This window comes from Streptomyces sp. NPDC101166, assembly GCF_044768125.1.
In the GTDB taxonomy this organism is placed as follows: Bacteria; Actinomycetota; Actinomycetes; order Streptomycetales; family Streptomycetaceae; genus Streptomyces.
In genome coordinates this window covers 130,012-145,574 of record NZ_JBIWPF010000012.1, presented here as the reverse complement: position 1 = coordinate 145,574, position 15,563 = coordinate 130,012, and the positions used below count along the sequence as shown (strand labels likewise).

General features: G+C 73.9%; 14 protein-coding genes and 1 pseudogene. 6 read left to right on the top strand and 9 right to left on the bottom strand.

All coding sequences use genetic code 11. The features are described 5' to 3' along the window. Positions 1-65: 65 nt before the first annotated feature. Positions 66-1,640 (bottom strand): alkaline phosphatase D family protein, encoded by a 1,575-nt coding sequence (locus tag ACIRS4_RS21940; protein ID WP_404198430.1) that lies wholly within the window; start codon positions 1,638-1,640, stop codon positions 66-68. A gap of 133 nt (positions 1,641-1,773) precedes the next feature. After that, on the bottom strand, positions 1,774-3,252 hold the full coding sequence (locus tag ACIRS4_RS21935) for a PLP-dependent aminotransferase family protein (RefSeq protein WP_404198427.1): 1,479 nt from the start codon (positions 3,250-3,252) through the stop codon (positions 1,774-1,776). Here ACIRS4_RS21935 and ACIRS4_RS21930 point away from each other — a divergent pair. Further along, positions 3,243-4,136: pseudogene (locus ACIRS4_RS21930) on the top strand (EamA family transporter); the annotation flags it as partial. The gene ACIRS4_RS21935 and the pseudogene ACIRS4_RS21930 sit on opposite strands and share 10 nt — an antisense overlap. 81 nt (positions 4,137-4,217) lie before the next feature. Here the strand turns inward: ACIRS4_RS21930 and ACIRS4_RS21925 are convergent. Continuing rightward, positions 4,218-5,051, bottom strand: a complete 834-nt coding sequence (locus tag ACIRS4_RS21925; protein ID WP_404198425.1) for an alpha/beta fold hydrolase — start codon at positions 5,049-5,051, stop codon at positions 4,218-4,220. Between the two features lie 232 nt (positions 5,052-5,283). Between ACIRS4_RS21925 and ACIRS4_RS21920 the strand changes: the two genes are divergently transcribed. Both ACIRS4_RS21920 and ACIRS4_RS21915 read left to right on the top strand, forming a co-directional pair. Continuing rightward, positions 5,284-6,165, top strand: coding sequence for an RNA polymerase sigma-70 factor (locus ACIRS4_RS21920; protein ID WP_404198422.1), 882 nt, complete (start codon positions 5,284-5,286; stop codon positions 6,163-6,165). Positions 6,166-6,450: 285 nt separating this feature from the next. Beyond that, complete coding sequence (locus tag ACIRS4_RS21915) at positions 6,451-7,215, top strand: GntR family transcriptional regulator (RefSeq protein WP_404198420.1); 765 nt, start codon at positions 6,451-6,453, stop codon at positions 7,213-7,215. A 28-nt stretch (positions 7,216-7,243) separates the two neighbouring features. Here the strand turns inward: ACIRS4_RS21915 and ACIRS4_RS21910 are convergent, their stop codons facing one another. From ACIRS4_RS21910 to ACIRS4_RS21900, 3 genes are all read right to left on the bottom strand, one after another. Then, positions 7,244-8,416 carry an ROK family transcriptional regulator gene (locus ACIRS4_RS21910; protein WP_404198418.1) on the bottom strand — a complete coding sequence of 391 codons (1,173 nt, stop codon included), beginning with the start codon at positions 8,414-8,416 and terminating at the stop codon, positions 7,244-7,246. A 139-nt stretch (positions 8,417-8,555) separates the two neighbouring features. Further along, entirely contained in the window at positions 8,556-9,218 is a 663-nt protein-coding gene (locus tag ACIRS4_RS21905; protein WP_404198415.1) for a response regulator, read from the bottom strand. Between the two features lie 36 nt (positions 9,219-9,254). Further along, on the bottom strand, positions 9,255-10,409 hold the full coding sequence (locus ACIRS4_RS21900; RefSeq protein ID WP_404198413.1) for a sensor histidine kinase: 1,155 nt from the start codon (positions 10,407-10,409) through the stop codon (positions 9,255-9,257). A 109-nt stretch (positions 10,410-10,518) separates the two neighbouring features. Between ACIRS4_RS21900 and ACIRS4_RS21895 the strand changes: the two genes are divergently transcribed. Genes ACIRS4_RS21895 through ACIRS4_RS21885 form a run of 3 tightly spaced genes read left to right on the top strand, consistent with a single transcriptional unit; the run spans position 10,519 to position 12,674 of the window. Beyond that, the gene (locus tag ACIRS4_RS21895; protein ID WP_404198410.1) at positions 10,519-11,439 is read left to right on the top strand and encodes an ATP-binding cassette domain-containing protein; all 921 of its coding nucleotides are present in this window, start codon (positions 10,519-10,521) and stop codon (positions 11,437-11,439) included. A 2-nt stretch (positions 11,440-11,441) separates the two neighbouring features. After that, entirely contained in the window at positions 11,442-12,173 is a 732-nt protein-coding gene (locus ACIRS4_RS21890) for an ABC transporter permease (RefSeq protein ID WP_404198407.1), read from the top strand. Between the two features lie 57 nt (positions 12,174-12,230). Then, a complete protein-coding gene (locus ACIRS4_RS21885) occupies positions 12,231-12,674 on the top strand; it encodes a hypothetical protein (RefSeq protein WP_404198404.1) in 444 nt (147 codons plus the stop codon). On the opposite strand, the gene mug is transcribed toward ACIRS4_RS21885, so the two are convergent. The 3 genes from mug to ACIRS4_RS21870 all read right to left on the bottom strand — a co-directional run bounded on the left by mug (position 12,652) and on the right by ACIRS4_RS21870 (position 15,549). Beyond that, complete coding sequence (mug, locus tag ACIRS4_RS21880; protein ID WP_404198921.1) at positions 12,652-13,227, bottom strand: G/U mismatch-specific DNA glycosylase; 576 nt, start codon at positions 13,225-13,227, stop codon at positions 12,652-12,654. The genes ACIRS4_RS21885 and mug overlap by 23 nt on opposite strands. Beyond that, positions 13,224-14,666 (bottom strand): adenylosuccinate lyase, encoded by a 1,443-nt coding sequence (purB, locus tag ACIRS4_RS21875; RefSeq protein ID WP_404198402.1) that lies wholly within the window; start codon positions 14,664-14,666, stop codon positions 13,224-13,226. The genes mug and purB overlap by 4 nt, the downstream gene beginning before the upstream one ends. Positions 14,667-14,760: 94 nt before the next feature. Further along, positions 14,761-15,549 carry an SGNH/GDSL hydrolase family protein gene (locus ACIRS4_RS21870; protein WP_404198399.1) on the bottom strand — a complete coding sequence of 263 codons (789 nt, stop codon included), beginning with the start codon at positions 15,547-15,549 and terminating at the stop codon, positions 14,761-14,763. Positions 15,550-15,563 lie beyond the last annotated feature (14 nt).

The window sequence follows — 15,563 nt, the reverse complement described above, 5'->3', positions numbered from 1 at the left end:
GCCGCGCACCGGGAGATGACGCCGATGCGCGGAGCGCCCCTCAAGAATACGGGAGCCGCCTCGTGTCACTGCCCGACCAGGCCCGGCCGCAGCGCCTTGGTGAACAGCACCGTGCCGTCCTGCTCGCGCAGACGCACCGTCAGCTCCCCGCTGTCGCCGTCGATGTCGACCTCGCCGAAGAACTGGTAACCGTCGGCGGGGGAGACGTTCGCCGTGGCCGGCGCCTTCACGAAGACGCGGTCCGGGCCGAACGTGCCGTCCAGCGCGCTCGCCGGGAAGGCGCCCGCGTTCAACGGCCCGGAGACGAACTCCCAGAACGGCGCGAAGTCCTTGAACGCCGCCCGTGACGGGTCGTAGTGCTGGGCCGAGGTGTGGTGGACGTCCGCCGTCAGCCACACCGTGCCCGTGATCCGCCGGTGCTTGACGAACCGCAGCAACTCGGCGATCTGGAGCTCACGGCCGAGCGGCGCGCCCGGGTCGCCCTGCGCGACCGCTTCGAAGTTCGGCTCGCCGTCGGTGGCGTCCGGCACGACCAGCCCGAGCGGCATGTCGGCGGCGATCACCTTCCACACCGCCCGGGAGCGGGCCAGTTCGCGCTTGAGCCACTCCAACTGCTCCCGGCCGAGGATGCCTTGCGCGTCGACGGTCCCGTCGTCCGGCGAGTTGGCGTCACGGTAGGTGCGCATGTCCAGTACGAAGACATCCAGCAGCGGGCCGTACCGCTGCACCCGGTGGACCCGGCCGCTCGGGCGGCGCAGGGTGGTGATCGGGAAGTACTCCGAGAAGGCCCGGCGGGCCCGCGCGGCCAGCACGTCCACGTCCTTCTCGGTGTACCGGGCGTCCCCGAGGATCTCGCCCGGATACCAGTTGTTGGTGACCTCGTGGTCGTCCCACTGCACGATGGAGGGAACCTGGGCGTTGAAGCGCCTGAGGTTGTCGTCGAGCAGGTTGTAGCGGAAGTTGCCGCGGAACTCGGCGAGGGTCTCGGCGACCTTCGCCTTCTCCTCGGTGGTGATGTTCCGCCAGGTCCGCCCGCCGGGAAGCGGCGCCGACGCGGCGAGCGGGCCGTCGGCGTAGATGTTGTCGCCGCTGCACAGGAAGAAGTCGGGGTCGAGCGCGGCCATCGCCCGGTAGATGCGGTAACCGCCGAGCTCGGGGTTGATGCCCCAGCCCTGTCCGGCCAGGTCGCCGGACCAGACGAAGCGCACACCGTCGCGCCGCGTCGCGGACGCCGTGCGGAACGTGCCGGTCACGGGTTCGCCCGTCCGGCGCGGGTCGTCGGGGTCGGCCAGCAGGACGCGGTAGTGGATCTGTTCGCCGGCCGGCAGCCCGTGCAGCCGGGTCGTGCCGGTGAAGTCGCTGTCCGCGCCGAGCAGGGGACCGAGCCGGCGGCGCGCATCGCGGAACGAGGGCGTGGCCGCGGTCTCGACGATCATCCGCGCGGGCCGGTCCGAACGCACCCACACCAGCCCGGAGTCGGTGGTCACGTCCCCGGCCTGCACGCCCCAGCCGGCCCGGGGCCGCCCCGACAGGGCGAAGGCCGGCGCCGCGCCGGCCGCGACGGGCAGGGTCAGGGCCGCCGACGCGGCCAGCGAGCCGCGCAGCACGCTGCGACGCCCGGGGAGCGGACGAAGTGACATGACAGGGCCTCCTGAGACGGAACCGACCGGTGTGCACAGCCACACCTACGGCTCCGCCACGGCCGGCACGGAAACCGGACGTGAACATCAGGACGCGGCGCGGAGGCGGACACCGGGCGACGCGCGCCGCGGCTCACCGCCCGTTCACAGCCTGCGCCATCAGCCGGACGCCGTCCCGGATCCGCGCCGGCGACAGGTGCGCGTAGCCGAGGACGAGCCGCACCGTGCGGGCGTCGGCCCCGGACCCGCCTTCCACCACCCCTTCGCGCGTCCTCGCGTGCGCGTACGAGGCAAGGGCCCGCACTTCGATCCCCGCCTCGGCCGTCCGGGCGGCGAAGCGTGCCCACGGGCCGTACTCCTCGGGGAGCGTCGCGATGACGTGCAGGCCGGCGGCGATGCCCGACACGCGCGTGCCGGGGAAGTGCACCCCGAGCGTGTCGACGACGGCGTCCCGCCGCTCCCGGTAAGCGCGTTGGCACCGGCGCAGCTGACGGTCGTAGTCGCCGTGCTCCACGAAACGGGCGAACAGCGCCTGGTCCAGGGTGGGATGGCCCAGATCCATGGTCCTCTTGCGCTCCACCGCTTCGTCGGCCAGTGCCTCGGGGACGAGCAGCCAGCCGAGCCGCAGCCCCGGCGCGAGGGACTTGCTGACCGACCCGGTGTACGCCACCCGCTCCGGGTCGAGGCCCTGCAGCGCGCCGACGGGGGCGCGGTCGTAGCGGAAGTCGCCGTCGTAGTCGTCCTCCAGCACAAAGCCGTCCACCGAACGGGCCCACCCCAGCAGTTCGGTGCGCCGGCGCGGCGAGCAGGCGATGCCGGTCGGGAACTGGTGCGCGGGCGTGGTCACCACCGACCGCACACCCGACGCCCTCAGCGGGCCCATGGTCAGCCCCTCGTCGTCGAGGGGGAGCGGTACGGCGGTGACGCCGGCCGCCGCGTACAGCGCGCTGTGCTGCGGGCTGCCCGGGTCCTCCACGCCGACCGCGTCGATCCCGCGCGCGTGGAGCACGAGTCCGAGCAGGGCCGTCGCCTGCGCCACACCGGAGACGACGACGATCCGTTCGGGGTCGGCGACCACGCCCCGCCGCCGGGCGAGCAGCTCGGCGAGCGCGGTGCGCAGCCGGGGCAGCCCGCGCGGGTCGGGGTAGCCCAGCTCCTGGTGGGGGAGCTCCGCGAGCACATGCCGCTGGGCGGCGGCCCACGCGGCCCGAGGGAACAGCGACAGGTCCGGTGTCCCCGGCACGAAGCCGGCGCGGGCGCCGGGCGGACGCGGGGCGAGGTTCCGCGCGCGGGGCGGGGCTGCCCGCACGGCACCGCCCACCCAGGTCCCGGCGCCCCGCTCGCTGCGCAGATAGCCCTCCGCCGTCAGCTGCTCGTACGCCTCCGTGACCAGCCCCCGCGACACCCCCAGATCAGTGGCGAGGTCCCGGCTCGACGGCAGCCGGGTGCCCTGCGCCAGCCGCCCCGAGCGGACCGCCTCGCGCAGGGCCGCCTGGAGCGAGCGCCCTCGCGCGCGTGCGGGCGCGGCGACGGCCGGCAGCAGGAGCTCCCAGGCGGCGGAGGCGGACTCTCCGGCGCTGCGTCCTTGCGGATTGGTCCCCGATGACGTCATGGAAGTGGACCTTAAGCCGGGCCGCCGCGCTTCCTAGCGTCACCGTCATGAACGCCACCACCGCACGCGGCTCCCTGCTCGCCGCGCTCGCCTGCGTCCTCGTCGGAGGCTCCTTCACCGCCAACAGCGTCCTGGGCTCCTACCCGTACGCGGGCGGGCAGGCCCTGCGCTACGGTCTCGCCTGGCTGCTGCTCGTCCCCCTCGCCGGCCCCGGCGCCCGGGCTCGGCTGCGCGCGCTGACGGCTCGTCAGTGGGTCCGCCTCGCCCTGCTGGCCGCCGTGGGCATGGTGGGCTTCAACCTCGCCGTCCTCGCCGCCGAACGCACCGCCGAGCCCGCCGTACCCGGCGTCTTCGTGGGCTGCGCGCCCGTCGTCGTGGTGGTCCTGGTGCCGCTGCTGGAGGGGCGACGGCCGCGCCGGACGGTGCTGTCAGGGGCGGCGCTGGTGGCCGTGGGCGCCTTCACCGTGCAGGGGTGGGGCCGTACGGACGCGGTCGGCATCGCCTGGTCCCTGGGCGCACTGGCCGGGGAGGTCGGCTTCGCGGTGCTGGCCGCGCCCCTGCTGCGGCCGCTGGGCCCGAGGCTGCTGTCCGCGACGGTGTGCGGGCTCGCCGCCGTCGAGTCCGCGGCGCTCGGGGCGCTTCTCGACGGCGGCGCGTGGCTGCGCCGGCCCGACGCCGGCGAGACCGCCGCGCTGTTGTGGCAGGCGGTGGTCGTCACCGTCGTCGGCTTCGTGTGCTGGTACATGGGCATGCAGCGGATCGGCGCCGAGCGCGCCACGCTGTTCTCCGGTCTCATCCCGGTCGCCGCCGCCGGTACCGCGCCGCTGGCCGGCACGGGGTCCTACGGCCTCGCCCAGGCCGTCGGCAGCGCTCTCGTGGGGGTCGGAGTCGCCCTGGGCGCGGGCGTGTCGACCCCGAGGCCCGGGGCGTCGCCGGTGCCCGCTCGGGCGCCGGGCGCCGGGGGCTCAGCGGCTGCCGTCGAGGAGCACGCGGGCGACCAGCGCCGGGTCGTCGTTCATCGGGCAGTGACCGCAGCCCGGGAGCCGTACCAGGCGGGCCTGCGGGATGATCTGCTTGGCCCGGATGCCCTGGCGGCGCACCAGCAGCCAGTCCCGGGTGCCCCAGGCGACGGTGACGGGTATGCCCGGGACGTCGTCGGTGAACTTGACGCTCGTCCCCGCCCGCAGGGTCTCGTCGAACCCGGTGGCCCCGGCCAGCGCCAGCGTCTCGGCGACCACGGCCTCGGGCGAACGGCGGCCCGGACGGGCGTAGATGGTGCTGGTGAGGGCCGTACGGCCGGCCGCCGACCGTGACAGCCGCTGGACCATCGGCAACGGCATCCGCTGGGAGAGATGGCGCATGGTCAGCAGGATCCCGAAGGCGTAACGGCGCTCCGCCTCCGACCAGAACCCCGCCGGGGACAGCGCGGTGACGGACCGTACGCGCTTCTCCCGGCCGAGTTCCAGCGCCAGCAGACCGCCCAGCGAGTTGCCCGCGACATGGGGGCGTTCCAGCTCCAGCGCCTCGCAGAAGGCGCCGAACACCGACGTGGTGGTGGCGAGGTCGTAGGAGAGCCCCTCGGGCAGTCCCGGGGACGCGCCGAAGCCGGGCAGGTCCACGCTGATCACGTCCCGCTCGGTGGCCAGGATGTCCAGCACCGGGTCCCAGGCCTGCCGGTGGTGCCCGATGCCGTGCAGCAGGAGCAGCGGCTCGCCCCGCCCCGCGCGTGCGTAGGACACGGTGACGGGCTGCGGGCCGCTGGGGGAGGGGACCGTGAAGGAGACGGTGGCGGCGGACATGGCGGTGCTCCTCGTCTGAACGGGCTGAACGGTCGAACTGGTCGAACTGGTCTGACGGCCCCAGGGGCTGGGGGAGTTCGGGGGAGGTCGCGCGGTGCGGAGGACGGGTGCGGGCGGCGGTGCGGCCGTGGCCGGGCGTCGCGCAGACAGCTTGTCAGCAATTGCTACCGACGGGTAGCCCTCGGCGGCGCTCCGTCTGGACACCGGCCGCCGCGTCGGATGGGATGGCGTCGTGACCGCAGACACCGCGACCGAGGTCTTCGAGGAGCACCGGCCGCTGCTGCTGGGCGTCGCCTACCGCATGCTCGGCCGCGTGGCCGATGCCGAGGACGTCGTCCAGGACGCCTGGCTGCGCTGGTCCGCCGCGGGCCGCGCCGACGTGAACCGGCCGCGCGCCTACCTGGTCCGGATCGTCACCCGCCTCGCCCTGGACCGCCTGACCCGCGTCAAGTCCCGCGACGAGGCCTACATCGGCCCCTGGCTGCCCGAGCCGTACCTCACCGGCTTCGGCGACACCGTCCCGGACACCGCCGAGCGGGCCGTGCTCGCCGACTCGGTCTCGCTCGCCGTCCTCGTCGTCCTGGAATCGCTCTCGCCCCTGGAACGCGCGGTGTTCGTCCTGCGGGAGGCCTTCGGCTACCCCTACGCCGAGATCGCCGTCGCCCTCGACCGCTCCGAGCCGGCGGTGCGTCAACTGGCCGGCCGGGCGCGCCGGCACGTCGAGGAGCGGCGGCCCCGCTTCGAGGTGGACCCCGCCCAGCGGCGCGAACTCACCGAACGGTTCCTCGCCGCGGCCGCGGAGGGCGATCTGGAGGGGCTGATGGCGTTGCTCGCGCCGGACGCCCGGCTCGTCGGCGACGGCGGCGGCAAGGTCCAGGCGTCGCTGCGGGTGCTGGAGAGCGCGGACCATGTCGCCCGCTTCATCGTCGGCGTCGCCCGCAGGGGCCTTCCCGACGTCTCGTTCCGCTTCCTGGAGGTCAACGGCGGACCCGCCGTGCTGACCCTGTCCGGGGGCGAGCCGGACACCGTCCTCCAGCTCGACGTGGCCGACGGCCGGGTCCGGGTCGTCTACGTCATCCGCAACCCGGACAAGCTGCACACCTTGCGGTCGTGATTTCGGATTACGCACCGTCAATTCGCGTACGTGACCGTCGGTTTCATTGCTGCTGTTTTGCCGCTGTGTCGACGGAAAGGGCCGGGTGCGAACGCTCCGTAAACGCTTACCCCTCCTGTTCCCTTGGGTTTCGACCGCGTTCGAAGATTGATCTTGACCATGGATGGGGGCCGCCTTATGGTCGCAGACAAGTGCAACAACCCTTAATAAACAAGGGCACGAAAAACACCGCCTTCCACGGCGATCGCGAAGGACAGGGTGGGGACCTTGCAAGCGGAGAACAGGGTGGGGACCTTGCGACTGGAGACGGTGCCCGAGCCGAAGTACTGGCATCTCAAGACCGTGCTCACCGAGGCGCTGGACTCGGAGTTCGCCGTGGGCGAGGTCCTGCCCAACGAGCGTGCGCTGGCCGCCCGGTTCGGGGTCGCCCGCGCCACCCTGCGCCAGGCGCTGGAGCAGCTCGAACTGGAGGGCCGCCTCCAACGCCGCCGGGGGGTCGGCACCACGGTCGCGCCGCCCCGCGTGGGCGTCGACGTCGGAGCGGAGCGGCACGGCTGGCCCGGAGCGTCCGGTGACACGTGGAACCTGGTCGACTGCACGCTCGCCGTACCGCCGACGGCCGTCGCCGACGCCCTGGGCGCCGGCCGCGACGAGCCCGTGCACGTCGTGCGCCGCTCCCGGGTCTCCCACGGTCAGCCCCTCGCCGCCGAACTGCTGTACGTCCCGCAGGCGTCGGTGCCCGAGCTGACCGCGATCGACGCCCCCTCCGGTCCGGCACGCGCGCGTGCGGTGCTGCGCGAACTGCAGCACATGGAGCTGGAGGGTCAGGACCGCGCCGTGGAGCTGGGCTCGGCCCGCGCGGACGACGCCAAGGAACTCGACCGGCTGCCCGGCGCGCCCGTCCTCGTCGTCACCACCCGCTTCTTCGCCGGGGGCCGCACGGCGGCGCTCTCCGCCGCCACGTACCGCGCGGACACCTGCCGGCTGACGTTCGGCGCGTCGGGCGGCGTGGAGATCCACCACGACGACCCGGCACGCCAGGCCAGCTGACGGTTCGTCAATGAACCCGCGCGGGGCCTCACACGTGCCCCGCCGGCGACCGACCCGTCACCGTCCCCTCCACCGCGAAGAGCTGTTCCTCGACATGGTCGAGGGCCAGCCGCAGCGCGCCCGTCGCCACGGCCGCCTCGCCGAGCTGCGAGAGCGCCACCCGCGGCGGGCGCAGGCAGTAACGCGCCAACTCCCGCCGCAGTGGCTCCAGCACGCCGTCCAGACCGGCCGCCCAGCCGCCGACCACCACCAACTCCGGGTCCAGGGCCAGGACCAGCGCGGCCACGTCGTGCACGAGGCGCTGCAGGAAGCGCTCCACGGCCGCCCCGGCCCGCCGGTCGCCCTCGCGGGCCTGCGCGAACACCTGCGTGACCGCCTGCTCGTCCAGCGGATGCAACGGCTCGCCCGTCGTGGACAACAGGGTCTCCGGCGTCACCCCCCGCCCCAGCAGGTGCAGCGCGCCGATCTCGCCGGCCGCCCCGCCGTACCCCCGGTGCAGCCGCCCACCGATCAGCGAACCGGCGCCCGGACTCAGCCCCGCCAGCACGAACACCACGTCGTCGGAATCGGTGGCGGCGCCCTTCCAGTGCTCGGCGACGGCCGCCGCGTTGGCGTCGTTCTCCACCAGCACCGGGCATCTGAAGGAACGGCCCAGCCGCTCGCCCAGCCGCAGCCCCGTCCACTCCGGCAGCGCGGTGCCCAGCCGCACCGTCCCGTCGGCCTCCACGATGCCCGGCGTGCCGACGCCCACGGCCCGCAGCGCACCGCGCGGCACGCCCGCCCGGCGCAGCAGCTCCGCCACCGCCGTGCGCAGCCGCTCCAGCCGCTCGTCGGCCGGGGCGCTCTCGTCGACCTCCGCGGCCTGCGCGCCCAGCACCCGCCCGTCCAGGTCGGACAGCATGGCGGCCACGCGATGCGCCCCGATCTCCAGGCCCAGCAGATGGCCGGCCTCCGCCCGGAACCTGAACCGGCGCGCCGGCCGCCCCTGCCGCCGGGCGGCGCCCTCCTCGGCCGCCTTCTCGACGACGAGCCCGGCTCCGATGAGATCCTCCACGACCCCCTCGACGGTCGGCCGGGACAGCCCCGTGGCCCGCGTGATCTCCGTGAGCGTCGCGCAGTCGGCGGCACGCAGCTCGTGCAGCACCACCGCGGAATTGATCCTCCGCAACAGCGAGGGATCCCCGCCGGTCAGCCGCCCCAAGGTCCGTCCTCCCAGCTCGCGCGCGTATGGGCCGGATCGTACTCGGCGCCGCGAACCCCGACGAGCACGAAATCGACACGAACGGCGCCCCGCGCGCCGCGTCCAGGGGGCGGGCGCGACGAGGGCTCCCGGCGCGTTCTCAGCCCACCCCGACGAACCCCGACTCGTACGCCGTGATCACCGCCTGCGTCCGGTCCCGAGCCCCGAGCTTCGCCAGGACGGCGCTCACATGCGACTTGACCGTCTCCGTCCCGACGACCAGCTGCGCGGCGATCTCCGCGTTGGACAGCCCGCGTGCCATCGACCGCAGCACCTCGGCCTCCCGCTCGGTCAGCCGGGCCCGCTCCAGCACGTCCCGGGCCGCGCGGTTGCCGCCTCCGTCGCCGTACTCGGCGGCGAGTCGCCGCACCGAGGCCGGGAACAGCAGCGAATCGCCCTCGGCGACCAGCCGCACCGCGTGCACGATCTCGGCCGGCCGCGCCCGCTTCAGCAGGAAGCCGTCCGCGCCCGCGCGCAGCGCCTCGTACACGTACTCGTCGTTCTCGAAGGTCGTCACGACGAGGATCTTCGGCGGGCGGTCCACCGTTCGCAGCACCGCGCGCGTGGCCTCGATGCCGTCCATCAACGGCATCCGTACGTCCATGGCGACCACGTCGGGCCGCAGCGTCCGCACCAGCGGTATCACCGCCGCTCCGTCCGCCGCCTCCCCCACGACCTCGATGTCGGGCTGGGCGGACAGCACGGCACGCAACCCCGCGCGGACCAGCGGCTCGTCATCCACGAGCAGTACGGAAACCGGCATCCGCACAGCTTAGAGTTCTCCGCGACCGTCTGATCATCAGCTCAGCGGCAGCTCCGCGCGCACCTGCCAGTCGCCGTCGTCCGGGCCCGTCGAAGCGTGGCCGCCGAGCAGCGCCGCCCGCTCGCGGATGCCGCGCAGCCCGCTGCCCCGCCCGGGCCCGGTGACGGCGGCCGTCAGCGGATTGCGGACCTCCAGGGTCAGCACGTCCGCCGCGGCGTGCACGCGGACGCGCACCGGAACCGCGCCCGCGTGCCGCAGCACGTTCGTCAGCGCCTCCTGGAGGATGCGGTAACCCTCGCGGGACACGGGCCCCGGCACCGCCTCCAGAGCCCCCGTCACCTCGGAGTCCACCGTCGCCCCGGAGGTCCGCGCCGACTCCAGCAGACGGTCTGCCTCGGCCAGCGTCGGCCGCCCGCTCACCGGCCGCTCCGCCTCGCGCAGCACCCCGAGGACCCGCTCCAGGTCCTCCAACGCGGCCCGGCCGGTCTCCTCGATCGCGCCCAGCGCCCGGTCCGTGAACTCCGGGTCGCCCGCCGCCCGCGCCGCGCCCGCCTGCACCACCGCCACCGTCAGCGCGTGGCCGATCGAGTCGTGCAGCTCCCGCGCGATGCGGTTGCGCTCCAGAAGCTGCTCCGTGCGTTCCTCCAGGGCGGCGAGCCGCTCGACGGCGGACGGGCCGAGGAGCCACCGGGCGACGGCCGTGACCGCCTCGCCCATGCCGACGACGACGCCGCAGAGCGCGAGGAGGGGGAGCGGCGCGAGCAGCGCGTACCACCAGTGCGGGCCCGCGTCCGCGAGGACCGGAACGTCGTCGTGCGACCGTCCGCGCGCCGCCGCCGCCAGTTCCACCGCGAGGACGGGCAGCCAGACGCAGGCCATCGCCGTCACCCCGCCCAGCACCAAGCGCGCTTCCAGCCACAGCACCGTCCGCAGCCGGTCCCGCCAGGCCGTCGCCGGCGACACGGAGAACCCGGGGTCGGGCTGACCCGGCGTCAACAACAACTCCGCCTGCGCCCCCTCGCCCCGGCGCACCGCCGGAATCATCCCCACCGGCACCAGCAGCAGCGCCGGCACCCATGGCTTCGACGAGTCGATGTACATCCAGATGCTCAGCAACAGCATCGGCACCCACAGATGCACCAGCCGTGTGTATGTCGTCCCCCGCAGCAGCGGGCGCAGCAAGCGGCCCATGCGGACATCCTGACAGCCGCCGCAGACGACCGGCCTCCCCCGAGCGGGGGAGACGGACTCCGCCCGCGGGGGAGGACCCGGCCCCGGCCGGGCGGCCACAGTAAGGCCCATGACCAGCATCGACGTCCGCGACCTCACCAAGGAGTTCGGCCCACGGCGGGCAGTGGACCGGCTCACCTTCCGCGTCCTGCCCGGCCGCGTGACCGGCTTCCTCGGTCCCAACGGCGCCGGCAAGTCCACCACACTGCGCCTCGTCCTCGGCCTCGACTGCCCGACCTCCGGGACCGCCACCCTCGACGGCCGCCCCTACGCCGCCCTCGACGAGCCGCTGCGCCATGTCGGCGCGCTGCTCGACGCGCAGGCCCCGCACGGCTCCCGCACCGGCCGCGACCATCTGCGCGCCCTCGCCGCGAGCAACCGCATCCCCTTGCGCCGGGTGGAGGAGGTGCTGGAGGAGACCGGACTCGCCCCGGCCGCGCGCCGCCGGGTCAGGACGTACTCCCTGGGCATGCGCCAGCGCCTCGGCATCGCGGCCGCCCTGCTCGGCGACCCCGCGGTGGTGCTGCTCGACGAGCCGTCCAACGGCCTCGACCCGGAAGGCATCGTCTGGATCCGCGTCCTGCTGCGCCGCCTCGCGGCGCAGGGGCGCACGGTGCTGGTCTCCAGCCACCTCATGAACGAGACCGCCTCCTTCGCCGACCACCTCGTCGTCCTCGGCCGGGGCCGCCTCCTTGCCGACACCCCCCTGCGGGACTTCATCGACGCGCGCGTGCGGCCCCGGGTGCGGGTCCGCACCAGCGACCCCGACGCGCTTGCCAGGGTTCTCGCCCGGCACGGCCACGACGGCGTCGCCCACGAGGAAGGGCACTGGACCGTGGACCACGCACGCGTGGACGACATCGGGCGCCTCGCGTCCGAGGCGGGCGTTCCGCTGCTCGAACTGACCTCCGAGGAAGGCACGCTGGAACAGGCCTACCTCGATCTGACCGCCGCCGACACCGAGTTCGCGGCCCAGCCGCAGGAGGCCTGACCATGGCGTTCGCTCCCGCCCTCCACGCCGAGTGGATCAAGATCCGTACGCTGCGCTCGCAACTCGGCGGCCTGAGCGCGATCCTGGTCACCACCGTCGCGTTCTCGGCGCTCGCCACGGCCGGCTCCGGCGATGACCCGGCCGGCGCGTTCGACCCGCTGTTCTCCGTCTACTTCGGCGTGAACTTCGGCCAGATCGCTGCGACCGCCTTCGCGACGACGGCCGTGTCCGCCGAGTTCCACGGCGGCGCCCTGCGGGTGTCCCTGGCCGCCGTGCCGCACCGGGGCCGCTGGTTCGCCGCCAAGCTCACGGCGATCGCCCTGCCCGTCCTCGCGGTCGGTCTCGCCACCGGCCTGCTGGCCCTGGCCGTGGGCAGCGCCACGCTCGGGGACGACGCCGACGCGATCGGCACGGGCGAAGGACTGCGCGCAGCCGTGGGGTGCGGGCTCTACCTCACCCTGCTGGCACTGTTCGCCGCCGGCCTGACGGCCGTCCTGCGCAGCGGCGTCGCCACACTCGGCATCCTCATCCCGTTCCTGCTGATCGTGTCCTTCGTGGTCGGCGACATGTCGGGCGACGCCGCCGACTTCCTGCCCGACCGGGCCGGCCAGACGGTGCTCCACAGCACGTCGGAGGGCGCCCTGGGCCCGTGGACCGGTCTGGCGGTGACCGCGCTGTGGACGGCGGCGGCCCTCGCGGCGGGCGCCCGGCGACTGCGGCGAAGGGACGCCTGAGCCGGCCGGGCGCTGACGCCCAGCCAATTGTCAGTGCCGGCCGCTTTACTGGAGCACATGGACATCGCCCGCTGCCTCGACACCATCGACCTGCTGTGCACCCGGGGCTTCCCCGCGGAGCACGGCAGGACGGACGTGGGCACCGCGGGTCCGGACTGTCTCGTCGCCGAATTAGCGACCAGCGACGACTTCTGGGAGGACGACGGGACGCGATGGGAGGAGACGCAGGCGCAGTACGACGCCGACCGGGACGGTCTCACCCAGCGGCTGACCGACCGCTGGGGCCCGCCGCACCACATCAGTCTGGCGAGCATCATGGAACGCTCGCTGGAGGGCGAGGACATACCCGAGCCCTGGGGCTCGCTCAGCGCGCATGTGCCGGACGTCCATCTGTGGCGACTTCCGGGCACGGCACGCTGGTTGGCCCTGGGGGTCTCCCAGTGGGACGACGAGCTGCCGTTCCAGCTCCTCGCCGTCGTCACCGAGACGGATCCGCCGTGACCGTAGGGGGAGCCTCGGCCGCCAGCCGCAGCCGCTCGAACTCCTCCGCCATCGTCGCCGTCGTCCAATGGGCGTTGAGTCCGCTGGGATTCGGCAGCACCCACACGCGCGTGTCCCCGATGAGCCGCTCCTGCGGTCCCACCCGGGCGCCGCGGTCGTCGAACGCCGCCCGGTAGGCGGTCACCCCGACCACGGCCAGCCAGCGCGGCTCCAGCCGGGCCACCTTCTCCGCCAGCAGCCGGCCGCCCTCGCGGTACTCGTCGGCCGTCAGCTCGTCGGCCCGCGCACTCGCCCGCGCGACCACGTTGGTGATGCCCAGCCCGTACGTCAGCAGCTCCTCCTGCTCCGCGGGCTCGAGCAGCCTCGGCGTGAAGCCGGAGCGGTGCAGCACGGGCCAGAAGCGGTTGCCGGGGCGGGCGAAGTGGTGCCCGGTCGCCGCCGTCATCAGCCCCGGGTTGATGCCGCAGAACAGCACGCGAAGGCCGTGCGCGACCACGTCCGGGACGAGACGGTCGCGCGCGGCCTCCAGCTCCGCCTGGGTGAAGCGGCTCAGAGGATCGCTCCGGGCGTGTAACCGGCGGCCTCGGGCCGCTGCTTGACGATCTCCTCGATCCGGGCGACCACGACGCCCACCTGGTCGGCGGCGGCGCCCGTGAAAGACAGCTTGTCCGCCATCAACGCGTCCAGCTGCGCACGGTCCAGCGGGATGCGGTCGTCGGCGGCGAGCTTGTCGAGGAGCTCGTTACGCTCGGCGCCCTGCTCGCGCATCGCCAGCGCGGAGGCGACCGCGTTCTCCTTGATCGCCTCGTGCGCGAGCTCACGGCCGACCCCGGCGCGCACCGCGCCCATCAGCACCTTGGTGGTCGCGAGGAACGGCAGGTAGCGGTCCAGCTCACGGGCGACGACGGCCGGGAAGGCGCCGAACTCGTCGAGCACGGTCAGGAACGTCTCCAGCAGCCCGTCCAGCGCGAAGAACGCGTCCGGCAGCGCGACCCGGCGCACCACCGAGCAGGACACGTCGCCCTCGTTCCACTGGTCGCCCGCCAGCTCGCCGGTCATCGACGCGTACCCGCGCAGGATGACCATGAGGCCGTTGACGCGCTCGCAGGACCGCGTGTTCATCTTGTGCGGCATCGCCGACGAGCCGACCTGGCCCGGCTTGAAGCCCTCGGTCACCAGCTCGTGCCCGGCCATCAGCCGGATCGTCTTCGCCAGCGACGAGGGACCCGCCGCCAGCTGCACCAGCGCGGTCACGACGTCGTAGTCCAGCGAGCGCGGGTAGACCTGGCCGACCGAGGTGAACGCCTGCGAGAAGCCCAGGTGCCCGGCGATGCGGTCCTCCAGCTCGGCCAGCTTGGCCGCGTCGCCGCCCAGCAGGTCCAGCATGTCCTGCGCGGTGCCGACCGGGCCCTTGATCCCGCGCAGCGGGTAGCGGCCGAGCAGCTCCTCGATGCGGCCGTACGCCACGAGCAGCTCGTCGGCGGCGGTCGCGAAGCGCTTGCCGAGGGTGGTGGCCTGCGCGGCCACGTTGTGCGAGCGGCCGGCCATGACCAGCTCGCCGTACTCGCCGGCGAGCTTGCCCAGCCGGGCCAGGACGGCCACCGCGCGGTCGCGGATCAGCTCCAGCGACAGCCGGACCTGGAGCTGCTCGACGTTCTCCGTGAGGTCGCGGGAGGTCATGCCCTTGTGGACCTGCTCGTGCCCGGCGAGGTCGTTGAACTCCTCGATGCGGGCCTTCACATCGTGCCGGGTGACCTTCTCGCGCTCGGCGATCGAGGCCAGGTCGACGCTGTCGAGGACACGCTCGTAGTCGGCGATCGCCGCGTCCGGCACCTCGATCCCGAGGTCCTTCTGCGCCCGCAGCACGGCGAGCCAGAGCTGACGCTCCAGCTTCACCTTCTGCTCGGGCGACCAGAGCGTGGCGAGCTCGGCGGAGGCGTAGCGTCCGGCGAGGACGTTCGGGATGCGGGGCTTGGCGGGAGCGGAAGTCACGTGCACGGAGTCTACTGGCGATTCGTGCAGGCCAGCGCCGCGGGTTCGTTCGGCGGAACCTACGAGACCCACGTCACCTCAGGCGGGCATGCTCCTAAGCCGAAGGTCCCTCGTAAGGCAGCAGGTCCGGGCGTTTCGGTGGCAGGCCGTCGCCGGAGGAGCGGCCGGTGAGGCGGCGGCCTATCCACGGCAGCAGGTGCTGCCGGGCGAACCGGGCGTCCTCGGCCCGTCGCATCAGCCAGCCCGGAGGCAGCGTCGCGGGTATCGGTGTGCGCCACTCGGTGTCGTGCGGGTCGTGTCCGAGGCCCTGCCAGACCGCCTCGGCGACCCGGCGGTGGCCCTCGGCGGACAGGTGGAGCCGGTCCACGTCCCACAGCCGCGGGTCGCTCAGGGACGGGGCGCCGTAGAGGTCGACGACGAGCGCGCCGTGCCGGGCGGCCAGGTCGTCGACGCAGGCGAACAGCTCCTCCATGCGCGGCCGGAACCGCTCCAGCACCGGGCCCTGCCGGCCGGGGCTGCGCATCAGCACCAACTGCTTGCAGGCCGGGGCCAGCGTCTCCACGGCCTCGGTCAGCAGGGCGCGAACGCGGTCCATGTCGCACTTGGGGCGCAGTGTGTCGTTGAGGCCGCCGACGAGGGTGATCACGTCGGCGCCCATGGCGGCGGCCACGGGCACCTGCTCCTCGACGATCTGGCCGATCAGCTTGCCCCGCACCGCGAGGTTGGCGTATCGGAAGCCCGGCGCGTGGGCGGCCATCCGTCCCGCGAGGAGATCGGCCCAGCCCCGGTAGGTGCCGTCGGGCAGCAGGTCCGACATCCCCTCGGTGAAGGAGTCGCCGACCGCGACGAGGCTGGAGTACGGGGGTGTGGTGTTCGTCTGCATGGCGTCAGCGATGG